Below are 12509 nucleotides of genomic sequence, written 5' to 3'. Positions count from 1 at the left end.
CTGGAGGCCAAGGCCCAGTATCCGTCACCCGTCCTTCGGGACCGTGGATGCGACTCGCGGAATCGCGCCGTACCAACTGGGGACCCGACTTCGAACCTATTCCACTGGACGATGACCCTGAATTCGGACTCACAAAGTTTCTATACTATGGCATTCAATATGCAGGGCTTTCGTATGTACGTGCGACGCAATCGAACCGCTTCGCTAACCGCATTTCTTCCTATGGAGTGGTAGAACGTCGGACAGACTACTCGGGAGCGGAGTTTTATGTCGATGTCATGACGCCTCAGCCTTCCCCGTGGTCACCGCGAATGATCCCCTTCGTGGTCGAAGCAAACATGCAGATGGGCAACGCGTGGCAAATAGAGTTGCATGGGGATTCTGGTAGAAGCCCCTCTCTGATGAGTCTGAAGAAATTCGCTCAGATGATTGCCAACCATCCGTACGTGCATGGCGCAGAGATCAAGCATGCAATCCTCTTGGTAGTCCCTGGCGGCTCTTTGGCGACCCCTCGGGATGCCTCGCTAGCGCAGTATGTGGCCGACGCTACTGGCCGAATTGTATTTGGCTACCGGGGGGACATAAAACTCATTACAGACTCCAGAGACGGACGCCTCCGACTGGTGGTGGTCGCCGATGATGAGCTGCCAGCCATGTTTGAGGAGTTCCGCCCCCGGCACCGTGGGACGCCTGGGCTGGTTATTGGATCCGCGACGTCTACGCTTCCGACGTCGACAAGCGGCTCAGTATTCGTCCCTGGATCGAATTCCCTTTCCTACTCTGCGCACGCTGAGAGCAGTGCAGTGCATCGGGAAACTGGTCCATCGGACACGAGTCATTCGGAGGAACTGTCGGGGCGGCCGGGAACGGTTATGACTGGCGAGTGGGCGGCGACTGCTGGTGAGGGGAGGTTGTGGGCCTCACCGGTTCCGGTGTTGGCGGTTGAGGTTGCGAGGGCGGAGGCGGGGTGGGGAAAGCGGCGTCGGGAGGGTGCGTGGGAGAGTCCTGCGGAGACTAGGGCTGTCGAGATTGTCGAGAGCTATGTCGGGCCTTTGCCGCCGCGGATCGATGAGCATGGTGCGTCGCTGGCACAGGTGGCCCCTGAGTGGCAAGCGGTCTATTTGGTTGCTCAGCGGTTGACGGACGCGGGTGACGTGGCGGCGAGCCAGCTGGCGTGGCATTTTGCGCGGCAGATCCGACCGTTGACGGCGGAGGGTGAGCCGATCCCTAAGGCGACCCTGCTGGCGGGAGCACCCACGCGCATCCCGAAGGGGCAAGCCAGTGGCAGTGGCCGCAAGATGCAGCCCAAGCCACGTGAACCCCGGATACAGATGAGGTATTTCGTTGTCGGCGATCAGGTCAGGGGTGTCGATTTCACGAGCGGGGCGGGTGATTCGCTTCAGCTCAGCGATCAACTTGGTCGCCGAATGCACGCATATGATCCGGATACGAAACTAGGAGCTCCGTGGACTAGCCTGGAAAGCGAGGATCTATTTCCTGCGCAACCTTTCATAGTCCGGATCAATCCGCATAGGAGTTTGTACCGCCGTGTTGCGATGCCTCATGTAGGCAGAGCCGCGGCAGCGTGGACCTACGAGCAGCTCGTTGATTTTGTTTCTGAAATTCCTGAGCTGGCCGTTATGCCACTGGAGTCCCCGGTGGTGTACGTGCTCTCGGATGGCGCAGCAGCGGACACTCAACTGCTGGAACGAACAGCAAGGGTCATGAAACGTGACGCCTATTCCAGCAACCAGCGGATCTCAGTTCTGCCGTACAGCCCCGGGGGCCCTCTTCATCTGGGTGTCGAGGTCGACGCTCAGGCAAGCTATGCACCCGACTGGCTTGTCGCCTTTGCTGAGCCAGAAAAGCGCGTTTACGAAGAATCGGAGCCCAACCCTTACGATGCCACTGCCCCGCGCGATCCGAAAAGTCTCATATTTAGACCCATCGGTGGTAAAGACGGCCGCCTCATCGGGTACACGACAAAGTCTCTGGCGGACATCAAGAAGTTTAAAGGAACAAACAAGCTTGATCACTCGGAATTTACTAACGTTCGCCGAAATGAGGCGGTCAGCCGTAACTCCGTGAATGTTCCTTGGCTTGAAGATGAAAATAGATTCATTCTTTTCAGTCACGGCAAGCCCGGATATATGCGTACGCATACCGGTGAACATGTGAGTGCTGAGCAAATGGCGGCGGCTCTCAAAAGGCGTCGCTCCTTCACAGAACTCAACGTGAAGTCAATCGTTGCCGTTTCATGCTTTTCAGGTGCACCGGATGCCGAAGGGGAATCCTTTGCGCACAAACTGGCCTACTTGATGAACATGAAGGTCTATGGTGCGACTACTCAGGTGGGAGGAACAATTGGGTTTACTGGTGGCCCGCGAACCGATGTCCTAGACGACGGTGCGTGGGTGACTGTCGACCCGGTGACGGGGATAACGGTGACTACCGCGCCCGAAGGGCCCTGGGCATCTCTCGCTGATGCCCGCCGCACTTCGGGTAATTCGGACATCCCTGCCTGGCTTCAGACGAGTTCGCTCGGGCAACCTAGGAAGTTCATCAGCTACGGCACTCAGACAATTGGGTTTTCTTACACTGAAATTCCGGGCACAAGATTCTTTGATCGTGCTTCGAAGTATGTAGTTGCTGTACGCCGGCAGGGTGAAACTGGGTATCGTCAAGAGGCAGAAATCGATTCGCCCTGGCGTAGCGATGTCATGCCCCTTGTTCTCGTTGCGCAGTCGGGCAAGCAAGGTTCAAGCACTATCCTGCTACGTGACCCCGCAACGGGAGAAAATGCAACTATTAGTTCAGTAAATCTAGCTGACCTGGCATCTGATCAAAGAGTTATGCGCTTTACTCGTGCTGATATTCCAGTGGTTCTGGTGGTCTCGGGTGGCGCGCGTGGGGGCAGCTTGGTAGAGATGCCTGGGAACAGTGCAAAAGTAGATGGAGAAAAGAGGCCTCTGGCGGAATTGCTGGCATCTGCTTCGGGGCGTGAGGTTTTTGCGCACCGAGGAACGGTGGTTCTAACTACGAACCCCGAAGGGTTTCTTCGCGTGGCCGTGCTGGTGGACGAGGGCGAGTCGCCGGAGGATTGGACCGTTTTCAAACCACAGGCCGGTTCGGATCAGGCCGTGGCCCTGAAGGACTCTGCTGAACAACTGCTCGTCCCCTCGGGATCGGGTGTGGTTGGCGTGGGTGAGCCGGCTTCGTCAGCGCCGGGCACTGGGGGTGTCGGTAGTGGTGACCTGACGGCGACGGCGAGTGGCATGGTGCTTGTGTCGCCGGTGTCAGGTGCGCTGTTGGACCATGCGGTCGCGGTTGCGGAAGTGTCGTGGGGGAAGCGGGGGTGGGACGAGGGGTGGTTCGGTGGTGCTCTGAATGAGGCGGAAGCGTTGGTGGCGCCGCGTGTCGGGGGGATGCCGCCCAGGATTGCTGAGCCGGGCGGGCTGCTTGCTGATCTGCCGCGGGAGTGGCAGGTGGTGTACCTGGTGGCCAGACACTTGAAGGAGCATCCAGGCGACATGCAGGGTGCGGAGCGGCTGGCAGCGGAGTGGGCTCCACAGGCGTTGGCGTCGCCGTATGGCCAGATTCCTCGCTCAAGGGGAAGGCTGCCTGGTTCAGGACAGTTCCGGCGCAAGAAGCGGACCGAGACAGTTGCCGCCCCCATCCGCGCCCGCGAGATCGTGGCGGCTGGCCACTTCTACGACAGCACAGGGGAACGAGGAGTCGATTTCCTCGGCACGCCCGGAGTCGGGCAGCGTGTGGCTGACACCCTGCACATTCGTACGCACGAGCGCGGCCCGCGTAATTTGGGGATCCCGCAGACAGCTCCCGAGCCGGAGAGAAGCTTTGATAAGCAGCCCTACCTTGTGAGGGGGCAGCTGGCCCCGGGTCGGCGCCACATGATCGTCTTGATGCAAGACGGCAAAACCAGAGAAATCACTTTTAACCAGTTCGCAAGCATCGTCGTCGGCCGTTACCGCATGAAGGCGAAGCAGAATACTCCGCTCATGCTGGTTATCTCTGAAGCAGCAAAAAACAGTCTTGGCCTTGCGCAAGAAATTGCCAAACTTGCCAAGGCTGAGGTTTACGTCACCAACGGCGAGATCACCATGAGGCCCTACGAAGACGGAGGACCTCTGCATCTCGGCCTTGAGATTGCCGCCCGGCATTCAGGCGACGAGACTGATGACGGCGCCGGAGGATTTAGGGGAAATATTTTCATTGTCTCCCCGTCGCCGGAGGATCAAGCAGTGGCTGCTCCGGAGCAGCCACTGCTTGATCCTCCGGCGACGGGAATCGATGAAATAGACCCCTATGATGACGTTCGGTGGGGATTCGAACTCATGCCTATCTCCGATGCCGAAGGAAACTTCAACGGCTACAGCCTCATGCCGGATGATATCCTAGGGGAGTGGCGAAGGGTCGAATACCTCAAACATGAGGAATTTGTCAATTCCTACGAAGCGACACGCACGGTCAGAAAGCCGCAGCCGGTGCCGTGGCTGGGACGACGAGTAATCGTCGTCGCAGGGCATGGCAACGTGGGACATTTGGCAGCCAAGGACGGCTCCCATATTTCCCCTGATCGTCTGGCAGCCCGGTTGAAGCGGCGCAAATCCATTACCGCGCTCGCGCCTGACATGACGGCCATTGTTCTGGCGGCTTGTCATACGGGTGAGGCGGATTCAAGCGGCAGCAGCTATGCCGAGAACCTGGCCAAGAACGGTCCGTACGATGTATTCGCTCCGATCGGAAAAAAGGCGACCCATACTCGAATCCTTGGCGGGCTGCGGACGGATATTCAAGGAGACGGCGCATGGGTGCTCTATCGCGCTAATGGAAGGCAGTCGATAGTTTACCGCGCGAAAGGTCCTTGGATTCCGAGAGAAGTAGTGCGGAACACACTGCCCTCAAACAAAGCTGTACGTGATTTCAGTAATGATACGTCAGGGTATGCATCTCTGAAATATGGAGCTCAACTCTGCGGCCTGTCTTATCTGCAGGCAGATTCTGATAAATTCTTTGATCGAATCCAATCGTATCGGGTGATCGAACGCAGAATAGACGGTTCGGATAATTCGAACTATGTTGACGCCGCAGAGGCTGTACGGACCCCCTGGTCGAATAAGTCGATCCCGCTCGTGGTTGCGGCGCGCCGTGCTGCGGACAATCAGAGCCTTCTTGAGCTATTTGACAACGATGGCCATCGCTCGATCGTGAGCGAAGAGGAACTCGTCGCCCGGATAGCCAATATGTCGATCTTCTTCTTCGCAGGTGCTGACATTCCCGTTCTGTTGGTGGTTTCAGACGGTTCCGTAGTTATCGACTCGCGGGATAAAAAATCGCCAAAGGGTTCAAAGAGGTCACTGGCGGCAAAGCTCTCCACTGCTTTGAACAGGAATGTGTACGCGTTCAAGGGGAACGTGGAACTGCTCACGGAGGACGGCTATCTACAGGTAGCCGCGGTCGTCGATGAGAGTGGGACGCCAGCGTCCTTGACCATGACGAGTCCGGAGCGTGGAACGCTTCTTGACGCGGCCGCCAGCGATTCTGTTGCTGCACCTTCCGGGTCTGGCCTGGGTGAAGACGCGGCGAGCCAATCCCTGAACACAGCTGGACCGTCTTCGTTCACGACGGGCGAGATGAGCCCGGGAGAAGCCGCGGATTCAGACCCTGCAGAGCTGGCTGGCACAGCCGGCGATGAGGAAGATCTATACGATGAGCCTCCGCCCGATCAGCGGCTCAACGCGCAGGTGATGAGGGAAGCATTTCAGATCCTGGGCGCCCGGGTCGGGCCGGATGAGGCCACGAACCGGTTCTTGGAACTGATGCGCACGGTGCCCGCCGTCATCGAAAAGTCACAATCCGCGAGCCGCAATTGGACCGTTCCGGGCCTGGCGGCGATTGCCGTGGACTCCATGCTCAGCGGCGGTCCAGTTCGGCTCCCCGGTGACGAGGGCTTCTCACTTGGCGAGACTGATAGGGACATCCACAGCGGTGATGCCGAGGACAGAGCCCACGTCGGCAATTCCGCCGCTCTCCTTGCCGCCTCAAACTCCGAGCCGGCCCTCAACGGAGCACATGGCGCTGGTTCCTCACCGGTGCCGGATGTAGTCGCTTCGAGTTCGTCAGCTTCTTTCTCGGCCGACAAGGACACCTATGTCGGTGGGGCGGACGCGCACCGGGAGGTCCACGGCCTCTTCCCGCTTGAGGACGTCGTACCATCCGCCACCCAGCAGTCCGAATTCACCTCTGCGGCACCCGTTACCACGGGAGTCGATCGTGCCTTCGAAACCTTGACCGCAGACCCCGAGACGAGCAGCGAACGCTCCACGCGGGACACCGTCGCGCCGCCTCAGCCCGAGCGTCAACCCACGTCAGCCACTCCTTCTCCAGCAGCTCTTGCGCAGCCCACGGAGCCGACAGGGCCTGTGGCCGACAGCGGACAGGGCAGATCTATCGCGCCCTCGCCGCAGCCCGACCGTCAGCGGCGGTCCCGACCTGGTCGTGATTTCACCTCAACTCTTCCCTCCATCCATGAGGTCGAGGAGGACTCTCAGAACACCGCCCCCGCAAACACGGGGACGCCTGCGCACGGGTCCCAAATCACCGACCAGGTCTTCGCAGTACTGAGCGGATCACCCGCGACCACGGTGCCGCAACCGAGCTCCACGCCTGGAGGCTCAGGCCACTCCTCGACTGCCACCGCGCCCGAGGCAACCTCGACGGATGCAATCATCTCCCCGGTCAAGATCCCGCAGGAGAGCCTGCAGTTCGCCTTTGAGGAAGGCCGCATTGAACTGTCTCCGAGGGAACAAGCGCGAGTAAGGGAACTGGCTGTGGAGCTCGCCCGCGTGAAACAGGAGCGGGAAGCACGCGGTCTTACCATGCCTGTAGCTAGTGTCACCGCCGGAGGCAACGGCAGCCGGCTGACTTCGGACAACAGCCGCAGTGATCGTGCGCTTGAGCGGGGAGCGGCACGTGCTCGACACGTCATTGGCATTCTGATGGAGAACGAAGGCCTCGAGGGCTGGACACCGGAACCTGTCAGCCGCGGGCGGGCTATGACTCTGACGCGATCGCAATCGGGTCGCGATGCCGCAGCTGAGCGTCGTTATGCCGTGGTCACGTTCATGGAGAATCCACCACCGTGGTGGCCGGCGTCCGCGCAGCCGTCCGATCCGGATGGATCCGGTCAGGATGGTGGCCCCGCACGACCGCCCCGCCGTGATCCGGGTCCCTCTTCGCGGCCGGAGCGCAAGCCGTCGAACGGCCAGCCACCGGCGCCCAGCAGAGGAAAAGGACCCGCCCCGGCAGGAAACACGGGCGACGCAGCACTCAGCACACATCCCGGCGACACGAGGCCGCGGCGGACACGGCCCGCGCCGACCGCTTCGCACCAGGCCAACGGGCAAAAGCGTCTGCCTCCCGCTCGGCTCAGGGAAGGACGGCTGGGCAACTCCGATCTAGTGCTCGCCCTGAGTGACGAAGCCTCCACCGTCATCGATAACGCCACCCATGCCCTCACCGGCGTGCTGCCGGGAGACCGTGTGGCGATTCAATCCCTCGTCTCCGACTTCTTCGGTCCGCAGACCCTGCGCCCACTGCTGACCACGCTCAGCCGCGGCCAGAGCTGGACCGCCACCTACAACAACGGCCTGTGGGCCGGCGAAATCGTCCTTCGGGCCTCACTCACGCGCCTCGACTACCTCCGCACCGAAAAGATTGAGTTCGAATGCGGCTCCGAGTCCCAGACCGCTGCAGAGATCCAGAGTGACCAGCGCTGGCAGAAACAGGGCGGAGTCCAGGGCAGGCTCACGTTTTCCGGCTGGACCGTGGCACTGCCTTTCACCTGGATCCGCGATCGCGTGCGCGGCACGCGCCGCTCCAACGCTGGACGCGTCGTCACCCGGAGCAAGACCGAAGAGAGCGGAACGCTCTACGACGCTGACTTCCGCATCGACTTCGACTTCAGCGGCCTGAAAAGATGGGGAGGCAACCTCATTCCCGCGGCGCCCATTGCTGCGCCCGCCTCCGTGACGATCGGCGCGGTCGTCGCGGTACCCACCCGGGAGACACAGGCATCCCATGCCGAGGCCTCCCCAGCACCGTTGAACCTTGCACCGCCCCCGAGGATCATCCATGACCGGCGCCTGGGGCATACCGATGTTGTCATCGACGTGTTCACCCAGGAAGGAGGCGACTGCGCGGCAACGATCCTTGCAGCAGTCGATGCACAGGGACGCGAAGCCCTCGGCGCTTCTGCCTGGACCGACATACGCCGTCGGCTGGCCACCCAGTTGGACGCAAACAGTCTTCAGCAGAACCTTAAGGACCTGATGTCCGGGCAAGCGCTCCGCGTCCGAGGAGTGGCTATTGCCAGCAGCCCGGGAACCGTCGTCGAGGTCACCGCAACCGTGTCGGACATGCGTGCCGACGGAGGCACGACCGAAAGTACCGAATTCAACTCGGGCACGGGTATTGTCCGCTCCTCGTCCGAACAGAAAGCATCCGGGAAGGCCAGACGCCTCCCTGCACCTGGCCAGGCGGGGACCACATCGCTGGGCGGCGACCCGATGCTGTTCGGCGCCGGCGGTGTCGTTCAGTTGGGATCCGAACAGATATCGGTCTGGGGCACCACGCACGAGACTGTGAGAACAATCAAGAACAAGGTGCCTGGCGTCTTCTTCACAGGGCGTGCCGACCTCCACTTCACCTTCCACTCTGGCAGTCGGCAATCGTCCGGGAGCGCCGAGGCCCGCATCGGGTTCACTGCTCTCGTCGAACGCAGCGAGACCCGCCCGTTCGAACCGGGCATCGCATCAGACACCTTGCTCACAGAACTGGCTGCTGCCGGACCGAAGGACGACGCGGCAAGCCCGCTGCCTTCACCCCGGCACCCGGCGGGAACGATCGTCCACCAGCCGCCGAACAGCGTCTGGGGGCCCATCGGAGGTCTGGACGACCACGCCACTGTCCGCGACCTGGTGGACATCACCCCGTTGGCTCGTGCGGTGGAACAACTCGGGCGACGGATCGGCAGGAGGGCCTGGGACGATGTTGCCGCAGACGTCGAGGCTGCCTTCAGCCGCTCACGTGTCATGGCGCATCTTCCTGCCATGACTCGGGGTCTGCCACTGACCTCACCTCGTGTGACAGCCGCCCGCAAGGGAGGGACCTTCCATTTCTCCGCGACAGCCCGTGTCGTCGAACTCACCTACGTGAAGCAGGAGCCCAAAGCGACGAAGAACATCGTCAACGAAACAACCTCCTCCGTGGGTGACCAGGCGCTCCACACCGGCCTTGCCAGCGCCCAAGGCAGCTTTGGAGGCATCCCTGTCGACGGCACCAGCACTCAGTTCGGCATCGGCGGAACTGCTGGCGGCCTGGTGCAGAACCGCAAGGGCCACCGCAGAGGAGAGATGCGGAAGATTCACTCCAGCGGCAAGTATCCAGAGCCCCAGACGGTGTACGAAGCAGGAGTCATAGTCACCCTGCGGGCCGAGGGCACCGACCCTGTCGAAGTCCCTTTGCGCCTGCAGATCAGCCTCGACACTGCGGTGACGACCACTCAGCAGGTGGGAGATGACGGCCTGGCTGTCTACACAGGCCCTGAGGCACCGACCGCGGTGGAGCCCGCGGCACCGCAGGTTGCGCTCGGCGGACTTCCCCGACGTCTGGCACGTGCGCACATGATCGGAGCGTCTGATGTCGTGCATGATCTGAGCCTGCAGGCAGCACAGGTCCTCGAACACATCGAGCGCGAGGTGCGCAAGCAGCTCGGACGGATGCCTGCTGATGTGGAAGCTGGGCTGCGGGAGAGCTTCGACCCCCTTGCTCTGAGGGCCCAGCTGTCGGTGCTCACCCGAGGGGAACTGGTCCAGTACGAGATTGGCACAGGTGCCGGCTCGCTATTTGTCACGGTGGGCGCGCATCTGACCGGCTTCTCGAACACGCAGCCTCTGAGCTCATACGAGTTCGAGTTCGGCACGCAGCACCGCACCTCGTCCGGTGTGAGCGCCAACCACTGGCGGCGGGGATCCTATGGCGTGCCCGTGCGGGTGAAGCCGCCGCACATGGACATGGCAGTCTCCTACATGAGGCTGATAGACCACGCTTCTGGCCAGCTCAGGGACAGCGGAGGCGGCACAGTCAGCCGCGGCAAAACTGAAGAAGCAGCAGTGCTTGTGACCTGCGAGGTCACCTTTGACGTGATCGTGAGGCACCGAGGATTCTTCACTGCGTCGACCATGGACCGTCACCAGGTCCAGGCCCAAGCGCGAGTTGCCATCCCCCAACGCGACTTGTTGACAGCGGGAGAGGCAGCGGCATCAGGGCCGCTCCCAGAACTGCCCGGCCGCATAGGTCGCCACAGGCTCGAGTCATCGGACACTGTCACAAATGTCTACCCGCTGTACCGTCGGCCCGTCGCCACGACGGCGCTGGACCAGACGCTGCAGGCCTTCGACGAGAAGGGCCGATCCGTCCTGCGCGAGGACTGGCCGGAGATACGGCGCCTGCTCCGGCAGGAACTGGATCTCGTCAGATTGCAGGCCGTGATCAAGGGACTCACATCCGGCGGGCAGATCGAGGTGCGTCACGGCGCCAGCAGAGTCGTACTCTCCGGTGCCGTCGAGCTGAAGCAGGTCACCGGTCGTACCAACAAGACAGAATTCAATACTGGAACCGTCGAACAAAGGTCTTTCGCCGGCGTCGACAGTTCCGCTATGGAGGGGGCGGGCACCGGACACATGCTCTCGGCAACCCTGCTCGGCACCAGTAGTCCCTTCCCTGTGGGCCCGGCGGCGGTGGCAGGCGGTTCCCTCACCCTTGCGTGGGGCAGGGACATCCAGGACAACACGGTGAATACTGTGACCTCGGGAAGGACGGTCAAAGAAAAACGCCCCGCTCTGGCGTGTGAGGGCGAGGCAGTAATCATTGCGCGCATGGAACGTCGCGGAATCGGTGACCCCAACCGGGCGGTGCCTCCCGAGTCCGCCTTCCCGCTCGACGGTTTGCGCGTGACCGCCCTGCCGCAGATGCTGCAGCGCTCGCTCCAGCGGATCGGGACGTCCGCTCGGACGACAGCCGTGGCCCGCGTCGGCATTGACGTACTCATCGAGGCGACGGACCTTTACTCGAAGCACTCTTCGGCCTCGACAGTCAGCGCGCCGCGACCGGTTCCGGTCCGAGTGCCCCCCATGCACATCTGGAATCATGGCCTGAGAGACACCGATGTCCTGCGGTGGCTCGCTGACAGCTCCGGCGTTCACCAGCTGATTGAAGTATTCGGGCCACGTGTCTTCGGGCAGAAGTCCGCCGAATGGCGTCGCCTCAGTTTCTCGGGGAACAGCCTCGCCAGCCACAGCCAGCTGTCCGCCCAGATCGCCACGGCGTTCGGCGGGAGTGGAGCTGTCACCCGAGGGCCTTGGCGCTACTTCCGCAACGAGGGCGGGAGTCTGGAATTGGCAGTGAGGATCGTCCGCCTGCGCTATGAGGGCACCAGGGACGGTGCACAGTTCAGCCCCTTGAATGAAGTGGCATCCGTGCACCGGAGATTCCGCCAGGACTGGACTCAAAAGGAAGTGACTGTCCAGGGCGGAGTCAAGGCAAGTCTTAGTGATGCTGTCGATGGGAGCCTTTTGGGCGGCGTCGGCGGACAGTACCGAAGCAGACGCGGTAGCGGACTCAGTGAACAGACCCGCTCCGGCGTAGCCATCAAGTCTCCAGAGCCCATGGTCAGTTACAGCGGTGATGCCGAAGTATTTGTCACCTTCACCTCGTCTACCAGAAAAGAAGTGCAGAGTGGTGTGATTCCGTTGATGATCGATATTCCCGAGCGGGACACTACTCCTGCAGCGGTGATGAGTGACCATGCACTGGATTTCACTCCCGACAAGCCTTTCGGCGAGGCGGAACCGCTTCGTCGGTTCACTGCGCCGGCGGGTGCCGCGTTGAGCGGAGGCCTGTTCACTCAGAAAGCGCCTCTGCCTGCTGTCACCTCCGTCGCCTTCGCCGACGTTCCCCCGCGTGTAGTTCACCTCGAAACCATCTTGCTCGACGGAAACCTGCAGGTCATGGCTTTCGAAGGGGAAGGCGAACGTTCCTCCGTGACCCCGCTCGACCTGGCTGGACGTCTCAGGAAGGCTGCCGTTCCGACCGGCTCCCCCCTGCTGTTTACCTTTGACGCCGGTCAGATAACGCCCGAGATCCTGAACTGGGCGCAGTTCGTAGCCATTGCCCTTGACACGACGGTCTACGTGGCGGGACATGTTCAGGAGATAGCGAAGCACGATGCATGGCTGCTGGACGAGTTTGCATGCTTCGGCGCGATCACTCCAGCCGGTCCACCTCAAGCCTTGTGGGTCGAAGGGGCACTGAGGCTTCCCGAAATACTCGTGATGCTGCCCCCGCGAACCCGATTCCGCCCCAACTGGCCCTGGAGTTCGCCGATTGGGCTGATCATGACCAACCGGGAGCCCTCAGCCACCGGATGA

General features: G+C 61.6%; 1 protein-coding gene (only partly in view). It reads left to right on the top strand.

Going from position 1 to position 12509, the window contains the following annotated elements; translation table 11 throughout:
• A protein-coding gene (locus ACICHK_RS42780; RefSeq protein ID WP_406841729.1) for a hypothetical protein crosses the window boundary here: on the top strand, positions 1-12509 show its end. The gene continues 20392 nt to the left of window position 1, outside the view; 12509 of the gene's 32901 nt are visible here — the last part of the coding sequence; its start codon lies beyond the left edge, outside the window; the stop codon is at positions 12507-12509.

Origin of the sequence: Streptomyces sp. AHU1 (assembly GCF_045343905.1) — a bacterium.
GTDB classification, from domain to species: Bacteria; Actinomycetota; Actinomycetes; order Streptomycetales; family Streptomycetaceae; genus Streptomyces; species Streptomyces triticiradicis.
This window is presented reverse-complemented; position numbering and strand designations above follow the sequence as displayed.